This window comes from Vibrio sp. ECSMB14106 (assembly GCF_000972265.1).
Classification (GTDB): Bacteria; Pseudomonadota; Gammaproteobacteria; order Enterobacterales; family Vibrionaceae; genus Vibrio; species Vibrio kanaloae.
This window is the reverse complement of the sequence record NZ_LAUM01000013.1, coordinates 134,598-156,957: the sequence shown is the minus strand read 5'-3', so window position 1 is coordinate 156,957 and position 22,360 is coordinate 134,598. Positions and strand designations below refer to the sequence as shown.

At 42.1% G+C, this 22,360-nt stretch carries 18 protein-coding genes and 2 pseudogenes; 13 read left to right on the top strand and 7 right to left on the bottom strand.

What is annotated here, in order from left to right:
* Positions 1 to 12: 12 nt before the first annotated feature.
* On the bottom strand, positions 13 to 1,278 hold the full coding sequence (gene yjeH / locus WR49_RS11000) for an L-methionine/branched-chain amino acid transporter (RefSeq protein WP_046224021.1): 1,266 nt from the start codon (positions 1,276 to 1,278) through the stop codon (positions 13 to 15).
* A 411-nt stretch (positions 1,279 to 1,689) separates the two neighbouring features.
* On the opposite strand from yjeH, the gene WR49_RS10990 reads away from it, so the two are divergent.
* Complete coding sequence (locus tag WR49_RS10990; RefSeq protein ID WP_046224019.1) at positions 1,690 to 2,610, top strand: LysR family transcriptional regulator; 921 nt, start codon at positions 1,690 to 1,692, stop codon at positions 2,608 to 2,610.
* Between the two features lie 113 nt (positions 2,611 to 2,723).
* Positions 2,724 to 3,338 carry a LysE family translocator gene (locus tag WR49_RS10985; RefSeq protein WP_046224018.1) on the top strand — a complete coding sequence of 205 codons (615 nt, stop codon included), beginning with the start codon at positions 2,724 to 2,726 and terminating at the stop codon, positions 3,336 to 3,338.
* Between the two features lie 95 nt (positions 3,339 to 3,433).
* On the opposite strand, the gene WR49_RS10980 is transcribed toward WR49_RS10985, so the two are convergent.
* Together WR49_RS10980 and WR49_RS10975 are read right to left on the bottom strand one after the other, a co-directional pair.
* Complete coding sequence (locus WR49_RS10980) at positions 3,434 to 4,597, bottom strand: alpha/beta hydrolase (RefSeq protein WP_046224017.1); 1,164 nt, start codon at positions 4,595 to 4,597, stop codon at positions 3,434 to 3,436.
* 50 nt (positions 4,598 to 4,647) lie between these two features.
* The gene (locus WR49_RS10975; protein WP_017058683.1) at positions 4,648 to 4,878 is read right to left on the bottom strand and encodes a hypothetical protein; all 231 of its coding nucleotides are present in this window, start codon (positions 4,876 to 4,878) and stop codon (positions 4,648 to 4,650) included.
* Between the two features lie 276 nt (positions 4,879 to 5,154).
* Here WR49_RS10975 and hcp point away from each other — a divergent pair, with 276 nt between their 5' ends.
* Together hcp and WR49_RS10965 are read left to right on the top strand one after the other, a co-directional pair.
* On the top strand, positions 5,155 to 6,816 hold the full coding sequence (gene hcp / locus WR49_RS10970; RefSeq protein WP_046224016.1) for a hydroxylamine reductase: 1,662 nt from the start codon (positions 5,155 to 5,157) through the stop codon (positions 6,814 to 6,816).
* Positions 6,817 to 6,917: 101 nt separating this feature from the next.
* Positions 6,918 to 7,976 (top strand): hybrid-cluster NAD(P)-dependent oxidoreductase, encoded by a 1,059-nt coding sequence (locus tag WR49_RS10965; RefSeq protein WP_046224015.1) that lies wholly within the window; start codon positions 6,918 to 6,920, stop codon positions 7,974 to 7,976.
* Positions 7,977 to 8,220: 244 nt separating this feature from the next.
* On the opposite strand, the gene WR49_RS10960 is transcribed toward WR49_RS10965, so the two are convergent.
* Positions 8,221 to 9,657: a glyceraldehyde-3-phosphate dehydrogenase gene (locus WR49_RS10960; protein WP_017058680.1), complete on the bottom strand. Its 1,437-nt coding sequence runs from the start codon at positions 9,655 to 9,657 to the stop codon at positions 8,221 to 8,223.
* A 921-nt stretch (positions 9,658 to 10,578) separates the two neighbouring features.
* Here WR49_RS10960 and WR49_RS21790 point away from each other — a divergent pair.
* Both WR49_RS21790 and WR49_RS10955 read left to right on the top strand, forming a co-directional pair.
* A pseudogene (locus WR49_RS21790) lies at positions 10,579 to 10,857 on the top strand (ATP-binding protein); the annotation flags it as partial.
* Between the two features lie 90 nt (positions 10,858 to 10,947).
* Positions 10,948 to 13,194 (top strand): annotated as a pseudogene (locus WR49_RS10955) (ATP-binding protein); the annotation flags it as partial.
* Positions 13,195 to 13,290: 96 nt separating this feature from the next.
* Here the strand turns inward: WR49_RS10955 and WR49_RS10950 are convergent.
* Entirely contained in the window at positions 13,291 to 13,605 is a 315-nt protein-coding gene (locus tag WR49_RS10950) for a DUF496 family protein (protein ID WP_004730049.1), read from the bottom strand.
* Between the two features lie 194 nt (positions 13,606 to 13,799).
* Here WR49_RS10950 and WR49_RS10945 point away from each other — a divergent pair, with 194 nt between their 5' ends.
* The 5 genes from WR49_RS10945 (at position 13,800) to luxQ (ending at position 18,997) form a co-directional block, all read left to right on the top strand.
* The gene (locus WR49_RS10945; RefSeq protein WP_017058678.1) at positions 13,800 to 14,000 is read left to right on the top strand and encodes a hypothetical protein; all 201 of its coding nucleotides are present in this window, start codon (positions 13,800 to 13,802) and stop codon (positions 13,998 to 14,000) included.
* A gap of 64 nt (positions 14,001 to 14,064) precedes the next feature.
* On the top strand, positions 14,065 to 14,721 hold the full coding sequence (locus WR49_RS10940; RefSeq protein WP_017058677.1) for a YceH family protein: 657 nt from the start codon (positions 14,065 to 14,067) through the stop codon (positions 14,719 to 14,721).
* Positions 14,722 to 15,036: a GIY-YIG nuclease family protein gene (locus WR49_RS10935; protein ID WP_017058676.1), complete on the top strand. Its 315-nt coding sequence runs from the start codon at positions 14,722 to 14,724 to the stop codon at positions 15,034 to 15,036.
* Positions 15,037 to 15,341: 305 nt separating this feature from the next.
* Positions 15,342 to 16,427, top strand: coding sequence for an autoinducer 2-binding periplasmic protein LuxP (locus WR49_RS10930; RefSeq protein WP_017058675.1), 1,086 nt, complete (start codon positions 15,342 to 15,344; stop codon positions 16,425 to 16,427).
* Positions 16,427 to 18,997, top strand: coding sequence for a quorum-sensing autoinducer 2 sensor kinase/phosphatase LuxQ (gene luxQ / locus WR49_RS10925; RefSeq protein WP_046224014.1), 2,571 nt, complete (start codon positions 16,427 to 16,429; stop codon positions 18,995 to 18,997). The genes WR49_RS10930 and luxQ overlap by 1 nt, the downstream gene beginning before the upstream one ends.
* A gap of 174 nt (positions 18,998 to 19,171) precedes the next feature.
* Here the strand turns inward: luxQ and WR49_RS10920 are convergent, their stop codons facing one another.
* Entirely contained in the window at positions 19,172 to 19,831 is a 660-nt protein-coding gene (locus WR49_RS10920; protein ID WP_017058673.1) for a PilZ domain-containing protein, read from the bottom strand.
* A 196-nt stretch (positions 19,832 to 20,027) separates the two neighbouring features.
* Between WR49_RS10920 and WR49_RS10915 the strand changes: the two genes are divergently transcribed.
* Positions 20,028 to 20,378, top strand: coding sequence for a HopJ type III effector protein (locus WR49_RS10915; RefSeq protein ID WP_046224013.1), 351 nt, complete (start codon positions 20,028 to 20,030; stop codon positions 20,376 to 20,378).
* An 87-nt stretch (positions 20,379 to 20,465) separates the two neighbouring features.
* Here the strand turns inward: WR49_RS10915 and WR49_RS10910 are convergent, their stop codons facing one another.
* Positions 20,466 to 20,774, bottom strand: coding sequence for a DUF1289 domain-containing protein (locus WR49_RS10910; protein ID WP_077681677.1), 309 nt, complete (start codon positions 20,772 to 20,774; stop codon positions 20,466 to 20,468).
* A 160-nt stretch (positions 20,775 to 20,934) separates the two neighbouring features.
* Between WR49_RS10910 and yegD the strand changes: the two genes are divergently transcribed.
* Entirely contained in the window at positions 20,935 to 22,287 is a 1,353-nt protein-coding gene (gene yegD / locus WR49_RS10905; RefSeq protein WP_046224012.1) for a molecular chaperone, read from the top strand.
* Positions 22,288 to 22,360 lie beyond the last annotated feature (73 nt).

The following is a 22,360-nucleotide window of genomic DNA, read 5'->3' as shown; positions in this document are numbered from 1 at the left end:
GCGGGCTTTATCTTACAACTTGTCGATAGAAACCCTTGGTTTGCCTGACCATTTGCGCCATGGGAGTGACAGTGTCACGAAAATAATAATCGCATAGAGCATTGACCAACCTAAGCAGATAAAAACCAGGGTGCAAATAACGAGAGCAACCATGGCCGTGTATCTCGATGTTCCGGTTAATAAGCGACAAGCCGCTAACATCGCGAGCATATAAACCAGAACAAAAATACTATTGGCGAGTTTGAGAAAGAATTCGAGATCCAAGCTAGACAGCTCACCAATTACACACGAAACAAGCGCGATGAAGCCAATCGCTAAAGTTGGGTAGAGTGGTACACCACGGTTGTTGAGCTGGGCCATTTTACGGGTTGGGCTATGTTGGCGGGCTTGGGCCCAGATCATGCGAGACAAGCTTTGGGTATAAAGGTTTAGGCTCGCAAAACAAGCAAAGAAACCAAGCACGCTGATGACCGTTTTGAAGCCATTGCCAAACAGTTGTTCAGTTACCCAAGGGATAGAAGCGGCATCAAATTCAGAAGAACCATACGCCCCAAGCTTGAGAATAACCACTGAACAAGCCCAATACACCAAGCCTGCGACGAAACACCCTGCAATGATGGCGATTGGAAAGTCGCGCTGTGGATTCTTAAACTCCTCTCCCATGTGAGCAAAAGCTTCTATCCCCACAAAACACCAAAACATAACCGCTAATGCAGCCCCAATAGACCACATAGAATCGTATGAGATAGCGGGAATCGTGACATCTGCAATTGTGATATCAGCTTTCCAAACAAAAGCGCTAACTAACGTAAAGATCGACAAGGCAATAACCGTTTGCAGACGACCAGAAGACTTACTGCCCATCAAGTTGACGGCAATAAGCAGAGCTACAGTTAAGGACTGAGCACCAAGCGGTGTGTCGAAAGGTACGGGTAACAGCTGTTGAGCGAAGCCTCCCGCTAATGCAATTGCAGCTGGAATGCCAACAGGAATAACACTCACAAACAACCATGCCACGCTTGTTTCCAATCGCTCGCTGAACGCTTGGCGTACAAAGTAGGCGGTGCCTCCTGCATTAGGGTAGCGTTTTCCCAATGCGGCGAAGGTTAGGGCGACCGGGCAAATGGCGATAAACAGCACTAACCATGCTAGTAGTGATAACTGACCCGCTATACCTGCAGCAATAGCGGGGATCATGAATAGCCCTGTGCCTAATAATGTCGTCGAGAGTTGCCCGATTCCTGAAGTGAGCGTGATTTCTTGTTTGAGTTGCGCCATTCGCTTTCCTTGCTGATACGACATTTCTTTTGCTAAGAGAGGGTTATGCAAAAAAAAGGTGCGTTCAGTGCTTATTCCTAATTGTGATTGAAAGCATACAGTGTCGCTACTAATAATGCAGCTAGCAAAACGTCTTAAGATACTGCCATTTTAACGGTATTTATCCAGTTAAGCGTTAAAGTGTCTGCTGTTCTATCGAGGGAAATTGTGTCAAATTAGTAGGGATAAATAGAACGACAATGGAAGTCATCACAAGCATGGAACGTTTGAATCAAATTCGCGATCAGTTTCAGGGCTACTCAGACCTTCGTCACTTGATGACTTATACGGTTTTAACTGAGTTTTTTAATAAGCAAAATTTGTCTTTTAATCTATCGAAAGTCAACGTTAAGTCGTGCGTTAAGGTTGTCCATGTTAGGTAATATCAATCTAAATTTGTTGCGCTCGCTGCATGTGCTTCTTGAAGAGTGCCATGTAAGCCGAGCCGCCCAGCGCCTGCACATTACACAGTCAGCTGTGAGTCGCCAACTTGCGCAGCTGAGAGATTTGTGTGGTGACCCTTTGCTCGTTCGTGATGGTAATAAGCTAGTTCCTACCAACCGAGCTCTGTTGCTTAAAGGCAAGCTCGATGATCTTCTGAGTGAGTTTGATCACCTATTAGATGATAAACCCTTCGAGCCGCAAGACTGGCAGGGTGAATTGGTGTTGTCTTCAAGCGATTATGTTGCTCAGTATATTCTTCCTGTCATTGTCTCAGAAGTATCGGCTGAAGCGCCGAAGATTAAGTTGGCTTACCGTTTGTGGCAACCAACCTACCTAGAAACACTGAGCGAATCAGGTATTCACTTGGCATCAAGTATGTTTCCTCAAAAACCGGATCATGTATCAAGTATCAAGCTTGGTGAAGATAAGTCGGTGTGCTTGATGAGAGCTTCCCATCCGTTGGCTAAGCAATTGGCCATAAGCTCAGCAGATATCGTTAAGTATTCGCACATAAAGGTTACCGGTGGCGGAGACAAAGATAGCTACGCGGACATAGCATTGAAGAAGCAAGGACTGAAGCGAAAAATAGCACTTCAGGTTCCGTTCTTTTCATCGGCTGGTACGGTATTGATGCAAGATGACTATCTGATGATTGTTCCGGAACATATAGCCTACAACCTAGGTAGGCACCTCGACACGACTTACTTTTCTTTGCCGTTTGATACGGAAATGCACACTTATTGGTTAATGTGGCACCCTAAGTATGACAACGATTCTGCTCATAAATGGGCGCGAGAAAAGGCATTCCAAGCCATGCAGAAGTCGAGCTACAATATCAGTATGATTTAAAGTCATAAGTATGATGATAATCTTTGATTTCAAATAATACCTTCTGCGAATTATGGTAAGTATCAAGTATAGAGCGTTCAGTTGGAGCGCTTTGTTTTACTAGGAATGGAATGATGACAGTAACAATTTGGTTTTCTTTATTAGCTATCTGCTTGTTGGGTGCAATGTCTCCGGGCCCAAGCTTGGCGATGATCGCTAAGCACAGTTTGGCTGGTGGCCGTATTAATGGCCTGATTGCCGCTTGGTCACACGCGGCTGGCATAGGTATTTACGCGTTCGCAACCATTGTCGGCTTGGCGGTGTTACTTGAACAATCGCCAATACTGTTTAAAGGGATCAGTTTGGCGGGGGCAGCGTACCTGTTTTATTTAGGTGTGAATGCGTTACGTTCAAAAGGTGGCGTTGCAGCGAAATTGGAAGCAGGCGAACAGATGAGCTACATGCAGTCTGCGCGTGAGGCTTTCTTAATTTCTATCTTGAGCCCAAAGATCGCGCTGTTCTTTATTGCTCTATTTAGCCAATTCGTGGCGTTAGGTAATGAACTCAGCAATCAAGTTATCATTGTCTCAACACCGCTGATTGTTGATGGCCTTTGGTACACTTTCATTACTTTGGTGTTATCTAGCCCGCTTATCGTAGAGCGCATTCGAGCAAAAGCACAGTTGATCGATCGATTGTCAGGAGTCGTTTTAGTCTTGCTGGCAGCTCGTGTGGTGTGGACTATATAGCGCTAAGGTATATGTTGGAAAGAAAACGATACCCATTAAAAAGGCTCACTAGATGTTATCTAGTGAGCCTTTCGTATTCCTTGTCGAGGGGCTTTTTAGCCTTCAGAATCCAACACTGTATCAAGCTTATCCATTGAATCCGCAAAGTAAGGATTGTAGGTTAGGCGAGCATGGTTTTTTCCATCCTCAATATATCCCCACGCTGAATACCAGACTTCACTATTGTCGATACACTGCTGTTCAAAGCCCTCAGCTTGCCCGTTAGAACAAATCTTCTCACTACCATTGATTCCGTAGTACGGGTTATTGGGTGAGAACAGTAACCCCATGTGGGAACCATTGGAAATACGCTGCTCTGGGATCTTCATGCTGTATTGAATAGCGCGAGGATCTTCAAGTGTGGTTTCCCCTAGCCAAATTAGCACATTGTTTGGATTTGGCATCGACTGAATAAACGCCTGCTGGACAAAGTTGGTGTCAATCACACTGTCGCCTTCACTCATCATAATAAACACGGGCTTGTTGAAGTGCTTCTTTTGTAGAGCTTCGCGAACCGCTTCTGAGGTCTCGTAGTAAACGGCGGCACCGTTCATGGGCAATGAGTTATAACGCAGTATGTTGTCTTCAGGATCTTGATCCGCCCAAGTAATAAAATAACTTGCTAGACTTGCGTATTGCACGGCTGATGAGTTCGGTTGAAACGCAGGAGAGAACAGCAGTAACCCTGAAACTTTGGGATCATTCATCGCCTGTGAAGTCACTAGATTCGCGCCTGTTGAATAACCGCCAAGCCAAACGGAATCATATTCTTGTTCAAGTAACTTAGTATGGTGAGCTACGACACCTTGCCAATCTTCTAAGCTTGGCTGCATTAAGTCGCCTACGCGACTACCGTGGCCCGGAAGTAATACCGTTCTCACTAGGTAACCTTGTTCTGATAAATGCGTAGCAATGTCATTAAATGAGTAAGGGGAGTCACCTAGTCCATGAACTAATAACACCGCCTTTCCATTTGGAGAAGCCGGTTTATATTCTGTTGGAGAATTGAGTTGAATCTCAAGCTGCTTGTTTTCTGTCATGAACACACGGTTCTTTAGCAACCAATTTTGAGTGTCACAGATGTATGCGTGAAAAGTATCTTGCTGATATTCGGGTAAGTTTGGTGAGGCTTCGTAAGCGGGTTTAATGGCCTCGTTGGAGCAACCAATAAGGCCTAAAATCGTTAAAGTAAGTAGTGTAACAATGGTCTTTCTATGCATTGTGTGATGTTGTCTTTAGAATTTTCACGATGATAATACAAAAGCTCAAATTACTTTTTTCTCGAAAGATCTTCGTATTCACCTTCAATAATACCAGCATCATTATTTGATGACTGACGAGTGTTCATATGAGCTGCGAAACCTTGTTTCTTCATTTGATTCTGAATGCGCTTGCCAGTAATTAAAGCTGCAATAGCCAAAGGAATAGCAAGAATCAAGCTTGTAAATAGCGCCAAAAGGCCAGTAAACAGTGCAGCAATCGTAACTAATATATTTTTCATATTCATTCCTCTTTTCTCTATGTTGTTACTATATCGCTTCTATTCTGAACGAAACATGAACACCGTTAATTAATCTCAGAGAGTCACTATGACACAGGTGTGTGTAGATTTAGGGTTTATATGTAGTCATAATCACGCATTAAAAATATGAAATTCGTTTTAGTCTTTTAAAATCAATCACTTAAAAGTTGGCACGCTTGATGCTCTATAGGGTTTGGAATAAGTCACTGTAAGCAAAGTACTTACAGCTAATAAAAAAATTACTGGAGCCCTTATATGTTCTGTATTCAATGTGAACAAACCATTCAAACCCCAACCGTAAAAGGCTGTTCTTTCGCACAAGGTATGTGTGGTAAAACTTCGGAAGTATCCGACCTTCAAGACGTGTTGGTGCATTCTCTTCAAGGTGTTTCTTTTTGGGCCAATTTAGGCCGTGCTTGTGATGTTATTGATACTGAAATCGACGAGTGGGCGCCAAAAGCGTTTTTCGCAACATTAACCAACGTTAACTTCGATCCTGCTCGTATCATTGAATTTGCACAGCAATCTCATGAGTTTAAGCAGCGTTTAGAACAACAGGTTCGCGCGGCAGCGACATTGATTGGTTTTGAGATCCCAGCGCTTTCCGCTGCTGCTCAATTCGACCTTCCAACGGACTCTTCAGAGTTATTGGCACTAGCCCCTCAAGCGGCGGTAAACCGTGGTCACGACTCTCAACACGAAGATGTGATTGGTCTTCGCCTTCTTTGTCTTTACGGGCTAAAAGGTGCGGCAGCCTACATGGAGCACGCACGTGTTCTTGGTCAAACTGACAATGCTATCTTTGCTGAATACCATGAAATCATGGCTTTCTTGGGTACGGATCCATCAGACCTAAAACAACTGTTAGATACGTCTATGCAGATTGGCTTAATGAACTACAAGGTCATGGAAATGTTGGATAAAGGCGAGACAGATACATTTGGTCACCCTCAACCAACAACCGTGAATGTGAAGACGAAGAAAGGTCACTGTATCCTTGTTTCTGGTCACGACCTGCATGATCTAGAAAAGATCCTTCAACAAACGGAAGACAAAGGCATTAACGTTTACACCAACGGTGAGATGCTACCCGCGCACGGCTACCCTGAACTGAACAAGTTCCCACACCTTGCGGGTAACTACGGCAGCGCTTGGCAGAACCAGCAAAAAGAATTTGCGAACTTCCCAGGTGCGATCGTAATGACATCTAACTGCTTGCTTAACCCTGATGTGGGCTCGTACGCTGACCGCCTATTTACGCGTAGCATCGTAGGCTGGCCGGGTGTTGCTCATCTTGAAGGTGACGATTTCAGTGCAGTGATCGATTGTGCTCTTGCGCAAGAAGGCTTTAAGCATGACGAGATCGAGCAAATGATCACTGTCGGATTTGGTCGTAACGCACTGATGGAAGCAGCACCTGCGGTTGTTGAGCAAGTGAAAGAAGGCAACATCAAACACTTCTTCCTTGTGGGTGGTTGTGATGGTGATAAATCTGAGCGTAGTTACTACACAGATTTCACCGCTCAAGCGCCAGAAGATTCAGTCATCTTAACGCTAGCGTGTGGTAAGTTCCGTTTCAACAAAAACCAATTCGGCGACATTAACGGTATTCCACGTCTGCTCGATGTAGGTCAATGTAACGATGCTTACTCAGCGATTCAGCTGGCACTAGCACTGTCTAAAGAGTTTGATTGTGGCATTAACGAACTTCCGTTAACGCTGGTTTTATCTTGGTTCGAGCAAAAAGCGATCGTTATCTTGCTAACTCTGTTCGCTCTGGGTGTGAAAGGTATTTACACAGGTCCAACAGCGCCTGCATTTCTAACTGAAAACTTACTAAAGATTATTCAAGACGAGTTCGATATGCGTTCAATCTCAACGCCAGAGCAAGATCTTAAAACAATCTTAGCGGCTTAATATAAGCCAGCTTCTAAGCCCTGTTGTTGCTGTTTTCTTTGAACGTGCAGCTACGGGGCTTTTTAGATTTAATTCTTTAGTATCAGTAAGGTATGTGAACTATGTATGCATGGTCGGATAGCGATTCAATCAATTTAGTGTGTTTAAAGAAATGGCACGAGACGCCAGATACGGTCAGCGTTGAGCTTGGCAGTATTCCACAAGACCTACATTTCAATTTTAAGCCGGGCCAGTTCATCACTTTGGGCTTGGATATGCCAACAAAAACCGATTATCGCGCTTACTCGGTGGCTTCTTGTCCTGAAGATAATCGTTTAAAGCTGACAGTTAAGCGTGTTGAAGGTGGCTTGGTGTCTAACTTTATTGTCGACGAGCTTGATGAAGGCGATGAGGTTTCCGTTTTAAAACCTGCTGGTGGCTTTAACTGTATTGATTGCATGCCTACTGCGGCTAAGAAGGTAACGCTAGTCAGCGCAGGTTGTGGTATTACACCTGTCATGGCAATGGTGAAATATTGGTTGTCTCAAGATAGTGAGATGGAGATAGATTTCGTCCATATGGCGCGCAACAAGCTTGAGACTATCTATTTTGAAGAGCTTCACCAGCTCGATAAAGCCTATGCTAATTTCAACCTAAAACTACTGTTGAAAGATAATCAAGGAACAACCGCGCCTCAAGGCCGATTAGATAAGAACTGGTTGGTGAAACTGAGCCCAGACATCCTAGACAGAACCGTCTACCTTTGTGGCCCTGTTGTTTTTATGCAAGACATAGAAAACTACCTGAAAGAGCTTGAATTCAATATGGATAATTTCTATCAAGAAAGCTTCACGCCAGCGATCCAGAACAACACTTCATCAGAAGAATTACAGGCAGAAGCGTCTACGGATTCAAATGGTGCTGTTAAGGTGTTTGTTCCTGCATTTGGTAAAGAAGTGGAAGCCGACGTGGGCACGCCATTGGCGGATTCATTAGAAAAAGCAGGCGTTCCAATCATCATTGCGTGTCGCAGTGGTATTTGTGGCTCGTGTAAATGCAAAGTAACCAAAGGTTCTGTGGAATCGAGCAGTCAAGAGACATTGACGTCAGAGCAGATAGAGCAGGGGTATGTATTGGCGTGTTCCAGCAAGATTCAATCCGATGTTGAGGTTGAGTTGTAGCTATCTCATGCTGGCAATAATGAAACACGATTGGAACGAGGTTTTGTCCATGTGGCAGATATAACGTGTGACAGATATAAAAAGGCCACTTAGATCGTTAGAGAGACCAGATCTAAGTGGCAACCCTCTTGTTTATACGGGGGAGTAAAACAAAAGGGGTTGCGAAGCCCATAATAAGCCTCGCAGATATAGTTATTATGTTGTGGAGCTGGTTGCGCAGAATTAGTTACAAGCTCGAAGTTGTTTAAACTTCAGGGTAAGTCTTGTAGCGAACTCCCATCATTTGTTCCATACAGTGAACAACTTGGCAGCTGTAGCCAAATTCGTTGTCGTACCAAATGTACAGAACTGCGCGGTTGTCTTGCGCGATAGTTGCCACACCGTCAACCACACCTGGGTGACGAGAACCAACCAAGTCGGTAGATACAATCTCAGTCGAATCTGTGTAATCAATTTGTGCAGACAAAACAGAAGATAGCGCCATTTCACGCAAGTATTCGTTCAATTCTTCTTTGTTTGTGCCTTTCTCAAGGTTTAGGTTTGCGACTGCCATTGAAACGTTTGGTGTCGGTACGCGAATCGCATTACCTGTTAACTTACCTTCCATTTCTGGCATCGCTTTTGATACTGCTTTTGCTGCACCTGTTGATGTCAGTACCATGTTCAATGAAGCAGCACGACCACGACGATCACCTGAGTGGAAATTGTCGATTAGGTTTTGATCATTGGTAAATGAGTGCACAGTTTCGATGTGACCCGATAGAACACCAAACTTATCGTGAACCGCTTTCAATACTGGAGTGATTGCGTTGGTGGTACAGCTTGCTGCAGAGATAATCGTATCTTCTGGTTGAATAACATTTTCATTCACACCAAATACGACGTTCTTGATGTCGCCTTTACCTGGCGCAGTCAGTAGAACCTTCTTAGCACCGTTACATGCTACATGTTGGCTTAGGCCTTCAGCGTCACGCCATACACCTGTGTTATCAACAACAAGTGCATTCTCGATACCATAAGCGGTGTAATCCACTTCTTCAGGCTTGTTTGCATAGATAACTTGGATGAAGTTACCGTTAACGATGATCGCTTTGCGTTCTTGGTCAACTACGATACTGCCGTTGAACTGGCCATGAACAGAGTCACGACGTAACAGGCTTGCGCGTTTTTCTAGGTCACCATCTTTACCGCCACGAACAACAATAGCACGTAAACGTAGTGGGTAGCCCGGGCCGCTTTTCTCGATCAATAGGCGAGTCAGTAGGCGACCGATACGACCAAAACCATAAAGAACAACGTCGCGAGGTTCTGTCATCGCATCGCCTTCAAGCGATTCTAAAAGGGCAGTTTGTAGGAAATCATTCAATCCCTGTGTGTCTTCGCGATCTTGCCAGAATGAATGTGCAAGGCGACCAACATCAATACGACATGGAGACAGGTCCATAGAGAGAAGGTGTTGAATGATTGGTTGAGTTTGTTCTGCTGTAAGAGGAGAACCAGTGTAACGTTTTGCGATGCGGTGAGCTTTGATGATGTCGATAGTTGTCGCGTTAACTAGTGTCTTACCAAAGAGGATAACTTCTACGCCTTTTTGACGGTATAACTGACCTAAAGTTGGAGCGATGGATTCAGCAATGGTTTGACTAGTTTGCCAATCTAGGAGGTGCTTTTCGGGACTCATCTTTACTCGGGACCTTTCACGTTAAGTTTCTGCATTCATGGCGGTTGTAGGGAGGCCAATCAGCATAGGGGATTGAGGCATCAGGCTGTGGTCTTTTAATGCCACTTAAATATGCTTGATATACCTTGTCTGTATTTGTAATTTTTATGTGGCAGGATTGTAAGTCACGACGGGTTATTCTGCTAGGAAAAATAAATGCAGATAGATTGGCTGTAAATTCATATAAATGTAGCCATAAACATGGCTTTTGCGAGAGGACGTACTATTGACTTTAAAAATCTGTAGAACTTATTTTTCGACAAAAAATACTCAAATCAAAATTATTTATGTAATACAGGTTATCTTGTTCACTAAACATGTGATCATTGACTCAAGTTACACGCAAATAGTAAACGATAAATAAGGTCATTAACGAGTTTTCTTGTTCTACCTTTGAATAAGCTGACGTTGAATATGAAAAGTACATAATACGAACTATTAGATGTCACAAATTTAACCTAATCATCGGCTTTGTTGGTGTATAGAGTCATAACTAACAGCCTAGTTGAGCTGAGAAGCTCGTTTGCTCACTTGTTATTCGGGTGATAATAACTTGATAAGCCTCCCTTGTTTAAACCTCATTTTTGTAGCTCTTTCGTGCCTAGGCCTCATTTATTTCAACCGTTTTGGTTTTTAGACCTCTTTATTTAACGTAAAACCTTCTACTTTAAAGCCCTATTATGGGGGCTAGGTGACTATAATTTGCCATTATGGAGTCAGAGTATCGTTTGTTTGTATCCAATTTGATCAATAACTCCTAGTAATGTCCTACTCTTAACTTGGGTCCGGTAAATTACTTTCGGGAAGGGAGTAGTTATATAAATGATAAACATGTCAATTAGATGGCGTCTTATTTTTCTTTCTACGGTTTCTGTATTCATCATGTTTGGGTTTGCAGTTAATGAGCTGTTAAAGAGCGACAAGACGGTGGCTCATCTTGAAGCAACACGTATGAGAGTAGAGGCGCTCCGATCTTTTAACGCTATTTCAGGTGATGCTTATCAATGGATAGTTTTGTCTAATGAGACTCCTGAAAAAGGCCAGTTGCTCGACAAGCTCAACACTGAACTGGATCAGCTAGCTGAGTACGAAAAGCAACTTCAACGGTTTGATACCAATTGGAGTGACGAACCTCAGTTGATTGAACTTAAGAGTGCGTTAGGTAACCTTGTAGGAGTAGGAGTAGGAGTAGGAGTAGGAGTAGGAGTAGGAGTAGAAGTAGGAGCAAAGCAAAGTGACGAAGAAAGGTTACTACTGACAGAGCGTGTCTTTAGCTTGCTGCAAGGCGTGTTAATGGATCTCTCTAAATATCGTATCGCTTTAGTGGATGAAAAGATCAGTGATACTGATGCGATGTTTGTCAATCTTACTAACTACGTGTTTTGGATTCAGAAAGAAACATGGTTAAGTTATCGCTTATATCGATCCCCAAATCAGAAAAGCCAATATTTTCTGAGCTATGTTGGTACTTTGGAAAGGCAGCAGCAGTTATTAGACACACTTTTTCGATCAGGGAGTCATGCAACGGAAACTGAGAAATTGTTGAACGCTTTCTACAAAGAGAACGTTCAGGACAATTTCACCGCACGGATCCTGGAAGGAACCTTCTCCTCGCCGGAAATATATGATCATATCAAAAGTTTAGAGTTAAAGGAGCAGACCATTTCAAAAGCGGTTGGTGCTTTTACTGAACAACTTCAATCTGAACTAACAAAAAATATCACTCTGCAGCAAAGGCAAACGCTGATTATGACATCCTTGATTCTCGTCGTTTCAGGTGTTTTGTTATGGTTGGGTATAGCGACGTCTATACGTTTAAATAAAAACCTATCGCTTATCCTAAAAGGGGGATCTGAGTGTGCTGATAGCTATGGTAAGCCCAAGGTTATTCAAATTGAAGGGAATGATGAATTAGCTCAGTTCACTGAAACCTTAAATCGAGTGATGGAACGCAATTATCAACACAACAAGGAATTGATAGAAGCAAAAGAAGATGCTATTTCAGCAAATAAAGCGAAAAGCGCATTCTTAGCGAACATGTCCCATGAAATACGTACACCGCTCAACGGGATTATCGGTATGACTGAGATTTTATCTCAAAGTCAGTTGAATTCGAATCAGCAAGAAGTGTTAGGAGATATCGAGTCGTCTTCACATTCACTATTGGTGCTACTTAATGAGATTCTCGATCTCTCTAAAATAGAGTCGGGCAACTTAATGTTGTCGCCACATAATGCAGATCTACGAGAATCGGTTTATGACTCCGTGAGTGTGGTTTTGTCGAAAGCGATAAGTAAAGATATTGAACTCGACATCAATATTGATTCTCACATTCCATCAAAACTGTTTTTTGATGAATACCGTGTTAAGCAAGTACTGACCAATTTGTTGTCTAACGCCATCAAGTTTACTTCAAAGGGAACGATCACCACGGACATCGTTTATACACAGGTGTCTTTGGATAGAGGAAAGGTTGAATGCAGTGTAACTGATACAGGGGTCGGGATTGAGCCGGAGAAGCTGGAGTCCATTTTTGAACCGTTTACCCAAGAAGATGGCAGTATTACTCGACAATTCGGTGGTACAGGTCTAGGCCTTGCTATTTGTCGACAGCTTGTTGATTTGATGGACGGGTACATTACTGCGCGTTCGGTTAAAGGAGAAGGGGCGACGTTCACTTTTTGTCTGTATGTCGACATTGTCGATACTCACGTTCAAACCTTCGATAATTTAAGCCGCGCGACTATTATATCGAACTCTTTCAATTACCTAGATCAACTTGTCAAAGAGTGTGAACGATTAAATATTCGCCCAAATGTAGTTTCATCCATGTCGGCCCTTGATGACAGCCTCAAAGAAAGCGACTTTATCCTTTATTGTCATACGTTGTATCACTCTATGGAGAATGATCTTGCAGAGTTGAAAGCGTTATACCCTCTTACTCGCGTCATTGTATGTCAGCACCATCTATTTAAAACGAACCTAATAACAGAGTCGGTTCACTCAACTCACACATTACCATTCTTGGGTCAGCGATTCTTAAACAGTTTACGATCTATTGATATCGGTGGAGAACAAGTACGGCAAGTTGAACCAAACGATAAAGAAGTTCGTTCTTTGAATAGACGCATTTTGATTGTGGAAGACAACTTGATGAATCAGAAAATAGCGAGCTTCTTCCTTGAGCAAGCGGGCTATGAATACTTGATTGCCAGCAATGGGCAAGAAGCGTTGGATGTGATAACTCAAGGTGCCCAGTTTGATGCAATTCTAATGGATTGCATGATGCCCGTCATGGATGGGATAACAGCGACCAAGGCGATTAGAGAGTGGGAAGTCGACCAAGAAGCGATACCTTTACCAATTATTGCCTTAACTGCTAGCGTATTAGAAGAGGACATTAAAGACTGCTTTGAAGCCGGTATGAATGCTTATCTGGCGAAGCCTTATAAATCTCATCAACTGTACGACCTTTTCAGTAGCTTAGATATCGTCTAGCGATGTCATATTTTGTGCTTTACGTACAAAAAACCCACTTATACGGAGTATTAAGTGGGTTACTGACATTATTGCAAATCCATTAACTAGGTTAAATTACTTTTTACCTTGAGTTTGCTTATCTTCTTCTGTTAGTTCGCGGATACGGCGACTGATGTCACGACGAGCTTTAGAAATTTCTGCGCTCTTAATGATGTGGTCATCAACGCGGTCTTCGTAGTCAGCTTTCATGTTTTTGATAATGCCTAGGATTTCGTCATGAGTCATCTCTGGCTTGATGTAATCAAGTAGGTTATCAAGAAGGTCGACACGCTTGCGGTTGTCACGAACTTTCTTTTCGTTGTCTAAAAGTTCACGCTTAAGTTTGTTCTTACGTCGTGCTTGGTTAACAATTTCAAATACGCTGCTCATAGATTCCTTTTCCTAATCGTCAAATACATTGTCTGGTTCTGATTAAAGCATATCAATTGATGTTGTAACAGTCTTTAGATCAAAGCAAAAGTAAGGTTGTATAATTATTCGACACTCTCGCTGATGTGTGATTGTTTTTATCTCACCGTTCAAGTTAGTATCCCTGTAGACACTGCATTGATACGAAATGTGAAATGAATCAACAACAATTGGAAAACGAAGATTTGGATGACAATGTCACTGAATTTTCAGCAGAGCAAAACAAGCTTCGTGATGCGTACGTACAAGAGCGTACTTACTTGGAAGTCGTGGAAATAGAGTTAAACCGTTCTAAAATCATATTGATTGATGAGCAAGGTAGAAAGAAAAGAGTACCTATTCTGTCTGAGCACTAATCTTCAGTGACTGAATGGTTAGGCGTAGAGATGGAATTATCAAAAATAATAAAAAGGAAAAACGATGAACACAGTACTTTCCCCAATTGAAGCAAGAATCATTGGGTGTTTGATCGAGAAAGAAGTCACGACTCCTGATCACTATCCACTCACGTTGAATAGCTTAACTACGGCTTGTAATCAAAAGAGTAACCGTGATCCGGTTCTTTCGATGTCAGAATCAGACGTTTTGGATGCGGTTGATGGTTTGATCTCGCGTCGTATGGTGAGTGATGAAAGCAGCTTCAATAGTCGTGTAAACAAGTATCAACATCGCTTCTGCAATACCGAATTTGGTGATTTGCAATTCACAGAGCAAGAACGTGCGATCATTTGTTGTATGCTGCTTCGTGGCGCGCAGACACCGGGTGAGCTTCGCACTCGAACTGGTCGCCTAGCGAATTTCGTTGACGTGAAAGAGGTGGAAGCGACTCTAGAGAAGCTAGCTGCACGAGAAACGGGTGCGTTAGTCGTTAAGCTACCTCGTGAAGCTGGTAAGCGTGAATCACGCTATCAACATTTGTTAAGCGGTGAAGTGGATGTTGATGCGTTTGCGACGGCACCAGTGGGCACGGCTACTCCACCGGCGACTAACGAAAAGCTTGAAGAACTCGAGTTAGAGGTTGCAAGCCTGCGCGCAGAAGTTGCAGAGTTAAAAGAGTTAATTGAATCACTGTTATAGATGTCAGTTTTTAATAAAGATGCGGGTTGGGTAGTCTACCTGATCCGTAACAGACACAATGCGCTCTATTGTGGTGTTACTAATAATTTGGAACGTCGCTTTGAGCTGCATCAACAAGGTAAAGGGGCAAAAGCGCTGAAAGGAAAAGGGCCACTGTCACTAGTGTGGAGTTTTAATGTCGACTCAAAAAGCCAGGCATTAAAAACCGAATACGCAATCAAACAACTCCCCAAATCCCACAAAGAAAAGTTGGTATCACTCGAGCTAATCATTGAGTGGGAAGAAGAGAAAATTCAATATATCAAAATTTCATAATTAATAGCTTAAATGTCCACTCGTAATCAGCTTTCATGATCGATAACTGTTGATGAAACCAACTTAACATATTGAATATAAAGGTTAACCATTATAGGTTCTATGATCCTTTTATGGGCAATAAATCGTCAATATCAATGTTATTTCAAGATTAATGAATTGCTCATTTAGAATATCGTTCTAATTAGGCTTGGACGCTATCATTTCTTACCGCTGTACTACATAATATATTCTATCCATACAAAGATATGGTGTCATGCTAGGTTAAAAATGAGCCAAAGTAGCTCATAGAAAACGAGAAATATATGAAACGTTTACTTATGTTGTTTGGAATTACCGTATTTTCTACGTCCGCTCTTTCCCACGCTCTCAATGGATATTGGGAATATCAAGATTACCTCTCTAAGTTTCCAAAGCAAAAAATATTGACCGATAAAATGGTCGAAGCTGTTCAAAACCACCCCGTGCCATTGAGGTTAGTTCAAGATAGGCCTATTACTATTTCAGTCGTGTACCCTGGTCAACAGATTTCTGACTACTGGGTGCGTAATATTCAAGCGTTTGAAAAGCGCCTCGATAAATTGAGAATCAACTACCAGATCAATCAGGTTTTTACACGTGTTAATGCTGATATCAATCAACAGAGTATTTCTCTACAAGAAGCGGTTGAAAATAAAACTGATTATTTAATTTTTACGTTAGATACGACGCGACACCGTAAATTTATTGAACATGTGCTGAGTTATACGGATACCAAACTGATCTTGCAAAATATTACCACTCCTGTGCGTGCGTGGGCTGATAGACAGCCGTTTATGTATGTAGGTTTTGATCATGCGACAGGGAGTTTGAAATTGGCGGACTATTTTAAAGAAGTGAGTCAACCAGACAGTCAGTACTCTGTTCTTTATCGTTCAGAAGGTTATATAAGTGATGCTCGTGGAGATACCTTTATTCGTGAAGTGAACTCCGATACAAATTTTGCACTTAAGTCTTCGTTTTACACCAAGTCTGATAAAGAGAGCAGTTACCAAGCGGCTAAAATCAGCATAGAGAACGATAAAAACCTAGACTTTATCTATGCATGTTCAACAGATGTTGCTTTGGGAGCCGCTGAAGCGATTCGTGAGTCTGGTAGGGATATCTTAGTCAATGGTTGGGGAGGCGGATCGGCAGAACTCGAAGCAATCGAAAGTGGGGACCTAGATGTGACAGTTATGCGTATGAATGACGATACTGGGATTGCGATGGCAGAGGCAATCAAATGGGATCTCAGTGGCTTGAAAGTTCCTACCGTTTACTCCGGTGAGTTTGAAGTGGTGACCAGCGAAGATTCCCCAGAACGTATTTCTGAGCTTAAGAAGCGCGCATTTAGGTACTCAGGTCAATAATGAAGAAAAGCTACGCTTGTACACCAAGGAACACCTTAGCCAAATTAATTACCCGTATTATTATTTTAGTCATAGGGGTGATGGCACTTGGTGTGCTGATTCACAACTATGAAAGTAGCAGTAGTATCGTAAAACAAGAGACGAACCGAACTGTTCAGCAGACCTCAAGCCTGATCCAAAACATGTTTGATTATCGTTTATCGGTGCTGCAAATCCATCAAGACAATAATTCACACAGCGAAAACTTAAGAGAGTATTTTGATACTCATAATGATAAAGCGCTGAGTTACTTTTTTTTTGGTATTGATCAACGTGAGCCGAACCATGCCCCTGATTTACGTTTTCTCTCTACTCATGATGGTTTGGCTTGGGAGGATGGTAATGGTCAATTTTATGGTTTGGATGCAACCAGCTTAGAACATATTTCTGATAAAGTTGCGTTCAGTAGTAATTGGCACTTTTTAAAGCTTATGACGGATATTGGTAACCGTCACTTGTTGGCTCGTCGAACACCTATTGTCGACGATAAGACAGGAGAAGTTCTTGGCCAGTTGTATATCGCGATTGTACTAGATAATAACTTCTCTCTTGCGGAATCCATCCAGAGAGGCAGTAATTGCGAGAATATCGTTATTGAAGCGCATGGCACGCCTGTCGCTTCTACATTCAAGGGTGATGAAAGCTATACGATAGCAAGTATCCTTAATTATAAAATGTACGATCAACTACCTCGCCATTTCGTTACCATCGCGACGATTAAGATAAATGCCGTGGAAACTCCCCTCACTATTCGTGCGGTACAAAAGAACACAAATTTTATCGCGTTGGAAGAAAACTATGAGCGAGCCACCATTGTTGTGATGGTGTTGATCGTACTTATGTCTTTCTTTGCCCGCGCTTGGATTCAAAAAAGAGTGGCTGCAGAATTAGACAAGTTGATGGACTTCACTCGTTCAGCAAGCGGTGGCGAAGAATACAGTAAGTTTGATGGTTCTAATATTTTCGAGTTCCACCATATTGGCTGCACACTAGAAGACACCTTCGACCGCTTATCTGAACAGAACCAAAAATTTCAAGATCTCTTCAATTTTGCCCATTCTCCTATTTTGGTTTGGTCTGAAAAAGGTGACCTGATTCAGATGAACCCAGCAGCTCGTATGGCATTATTTGATGATGATGACAACTATGGCGCGATGGCTGATGAGTTTGAGCAACGAATGTTGCCTAATATTCAAATGGTGGTTCAAGGGTCAAAGCTGACGGGCATTAACGTTCCAATTGGGGATAAAGTGTTTCGCTGGAACATGTCTGCAATTAGTGTTGAGCACGGTATTACGGGTGTTGTCGTACAAGGGCAAGATATCACCAAGCTCATTGAAGCGGAGAGACAGGCAGATCGAGCTAGAGAAGAAGCTGAGCAGCTTGCAAACCTTCGTGCAGACTTTTTAGCTAAAATGAGCCATGAGATTCGTACGCCGTTAAACGGTATTTTAGGTGTATCTCAGCTGCTCAAACGGTCTATCCAGAATGAAGACAACCGAGATCGGGTAGATGTACTTTGTAACAGTGCCGAACATTTACTGGCAGTACTTAACGATATCTTGGATTTCTCTAAAATAGAACAAGGTCAGTTTAATATACAAAAGAAAAATTTCCGCTTGGGTGAGTTGGTCAATACTGTGGATAGTATCTATCGTCCGCTTTGTGAAAATAAATCGGTCGCTTTTAGTATTGTGAATCACTTGGTAGATGATATTGAGATCTACACTGACCAAGTTCGACTGAACCAGATTATGTTTAATCTATTGAGCAATGCCCTTAAGTTTACTCATCAAGGTGGTATTTCTGTCAGTTTTGAGATCGATAGTATTTTTAACTCCGATAAAGCCAGCTTAATTGTTCGAGTGAAAGATAGCGGCATTGGTATTGATGACAGTAAAATTGAGGCTGTTTTTGAACCGTTTGTTCAAGCTGAAGAAACGACGACTCGTGAATATGGTGGTACAGGCTTGGGATTAACGATTGTAAAAAACCTTGTCGATATGCTTGAAGGAGATATTCACGTCCGTAGTATCAAAGGACAAGGGTCAGAATTCATAATAGAGATCCCTATTGAGTTGCATTCAGAACCCTCGTTGGATTCAAAACAACATACAAAGATGGAGCCTCAGACACTATTTAATCGGTCTTTGGAAGTTTTACTCGTGGAAGACAATCATACCAACGCGTTTATCGCTCAAGCTTTTTGTAAAAAGTATGGAATGGTAGTTACTTGGGCAAAAGATGGTTTAGAAGCTTTGGAGATGGCAAAGGCGAATAAGTTTGACCTCATTTTAATGGACAACCAACTTCCAAACTTAGGTGGGGTTGAAACGACTCAACAATTGAGAAGTGAGATTGGTATACGGACTCCTATTTATGCGTGCACCGCTGATGCTCAAAAGTCGACCCGAGACCGTTTTTTTGGCGCGGGGGCAAATTACGTGATTGTAAAGCCGATCAAGGAAGATACACTACACCAAGCTTTTGTTCATTTTAAACACTCTTACTGGAATGAGATTAATCATTAGTTTTATAAGCATTAGTTCTTAAGCATTAGTTTTAGCGGCTTAGTACTGCTCAATCAGTATCGATGAACCGGTATTCGGTGGTCAAAGAACGGTTTGGCTCACCATTTTTTTGCTATAAAGCTCTTGGTTTAATCGCTCTTTATTACTGTATCTCACAATTTCAATATTAGAAAATCATGAAGAACCGGCCACAAAAGCTTGCTCTAAAAGCCGTGTTTTCAATTCATCACTAATATTTAGGTGATCTGGGAATTGAATTCCTAGTAACCAACCTTGGCCTTGTCTTTTCTTACTCACTACTTTATGGATAAGTTCGTCATCCAAATATTCACTTAGGATTGAGTTTACTTTGATTTTCCAGCCAATATCTATATCTGTTGGTTGCGCGATATAGACACCACAACCAGAGGCAGAAAAATCCACTAGTGTTGCGTCAAGCGACAGAGTATCAAAGTTGACTTCACAATCGAGGCATACTTTGTATCTTTCATGTTCGCGGATCGGTTTGGTAGCAAAATTGGAAGGTGGGCGAAGAAAGAGAAGATGTGCTGGTGAGGTTATATGAGCGAGTACATTGGTTTTAAACGCAATAATATGTCCTAACTCAGTATCAGTAATCGCACGAACAATAATATCAACGTTGATAAGCTTTCTAAGTGTTAGTGCTTCAGTCGCTTTTTGTGAGAGATCTAAGATCAGATACTGATCTTCTTTGTGCCCTATATAGAGTGTACTAATTTGGATTGAGTCATCAGGGCCAAATTCCAACACACCCGCTGTTTTTGTACCTGGCTTAAGGTATCTAAACAGTTCTACGTTTTTATCTTTATGCATATTCGTTATTGAACAATGTTAATCATTTAATGAAATAATATAACGTCATGATAATACTATGTCATTAGTTTCATTAAGGTGATTGCAGGTGTTGAGTGAAAAGATGAATCACTTTTCAGAGTAAACTGTAGGGCTTACTCTTACCGTAAAACAATATAAACTATTGTCTGTTATGTACTTAATGGAGAATAAGTAAATGGAACTGGAAACTTTCTTAGACATACTGCAACAAGCACCTGAAAGCGTTCAATTTGAAGATACAATGCAAGTGATAGACAGGTATTATGACTTCTCTGTAACTGAATTCAGTAATGGCGATGTGGTCAATGCGGCAGGGCAGAACAATGGTTCATGTAAGATTTTTGCCTTTGGTCTAGCGTTAGGACTTTCAGCAGAGCAAACATTGGCTTGTTTTGGGCAGTTTTATCGAAATGATGTGCTAGGTTTTCCTGATAATGCCGACCATCAAAATATTCGAAACTTCATGATTTATGGTTGGAGTGGAGTAGAGTTCTCTCAGCCAGCACTGGTTGTAAAAGCTAAGTAATCACTCATTTAGTTAATTGTGTCTTGAAGCGAGGTAATGGTATCTCGCTTCTCTTCGCGTTCTAGTGGAAGTTCATAGGAACAAAAACTACTGAATAGGTAAGGCAGATAGACACTTACGGCACATGCAAACTCCAGCCTTTGGGATATTGCCGGTATCACGTTTTTCTAGCTCAAAGCACCAACAGGTTTCTTTACCTGCACTGATATCGCATTGTGCTGGTTCATTGCATGCTGGGCATTGGTGAGTAGAGTTAATGCCACTCAGATTATTCATCACCAACTCTCTTTCGCCTTCAGATAACCCTTTCCAGCCTATAATCTCATCCATTGTTCGATGGCACCCACTGCATATACCGCCATTATTTTTACAAGCCGCTCGGCAAGGTGTTTTCATTTATTTGACCCGTGATTCATTTGTGCTGAAATGTAGCATATTTGTTTTCCTTTGCAGAGCCTTATAAACCAAGAAGTGACCTAGTAAAATCAACAAATGACCTCGTAATTTTGAGGATTTTCATGTAGCATCTCGTCCCTTTTGTCGAGTGGGGGATATTATGTTTATCGGATTTGATTATGGGACTGCGAACTGTTCTGTTGCGGCAATGGTAAATGGGGAGCCAAGTCTATTACCGCTAGAAGGTAAAAACCACTATATTCCCTCAACCGTGTTTGCTCCAACTCGTGAAAGTGTTTCCGAGCATCTCTTTCGCCATTTAAATATTAAGCCTAGCGATGCCGTTGGTGAGCAGGTGTTACGACGCGCTATTGCATTTAACCGAGAAGAAAGTATCGATTTGGTGCCGGAAGACATGGCATTTGGTCAGGCTGCATTAGATCTATATTTGGAAGACCCTCGTGATGTTTACTACGTTAAATCTCCTAAGTCTTTCCTTGGAGCGAGTGGATTGCATGATGTTCAGGTGAGTTTTTTCGAAGATTTAGTGTGCGCCATGATGGCGAATATTAAAAATCAAGCTGAACTAACGATTCAAGAACAGATTAAACAAGCCGTTATCGGCAGACCGATTAACTTTCATGGTCGAGGTGGCGAAGAGGCAAATAGACAAGCCGAAGATATACTAGCTCGTGCCGCGAAGCGTGCAGGTTTTCATGATATCGCTTTCCAATTTGAGCCTGTGGCGGCGGGCCTTGATTACGAAAGTACCTTGACTGAAAATCAAACCGTATTGGTTGTCGATATTGGTGGTGGTACTACGGATTGCTCATTGCTGGAAATGGGACCAAGTTGGTCTAATAAAGCGGATCGTACTCAAAGTTTATTAGCTCACAGTGGACAAAGGGTAGGTGGTAATGACCTTGATATTTACCTTGCGTTTAAACAGTTAATGTCACCTTTTGGGATGGGTAGCAAAGGTACAACGGGCATTGATATGCCTTTGACTCAATTCTGGAACCCTATTGCGATTAATAATGTCGAAGCTCAAAAGAACTTCTATTCTCGCGAAAATCTGGCGGCCTTGAAGTTACTTCGTAAAGAAGCTTCAGAGCCTCAAAAGCTAGACCGTTTGATGAAGGTTTATCACGATACTTTAGGTTACGGCATTGTACGCAGAGCTGAAGAAGCCAAAATTGCACTAGCAGAATCTTCTCAATATCGAGCAGCGATTAATGTAGCGTCTGAACTGGTTGAAGTGGATATCTCTGTTGCACAGATGATTGCTGCCATTGAAACACCAAAATCAAAAATGATTGAGTTGGTGACAGAGGCGATACAACAAGGTCAGAAGAAGCCCGATGTAATTTACATGACAGGTGGTTCAGCGCGTTCACCGATACTTCGCGAAGCAGTACAACAAGCAGTGCCTAATGTGCCTATTGTAAGTGGAAACTACTTCGGTTCTGTAACTGCAGGTTTGGCTCGTTGGGCTGAAGTTTGTTTTAAATAGTAGATTAAGCCGTTTAGCTATGAAAGGGCTTGAAGTAACAATGTAGCTGACAGATAGGGTAATTGGTCTTCGA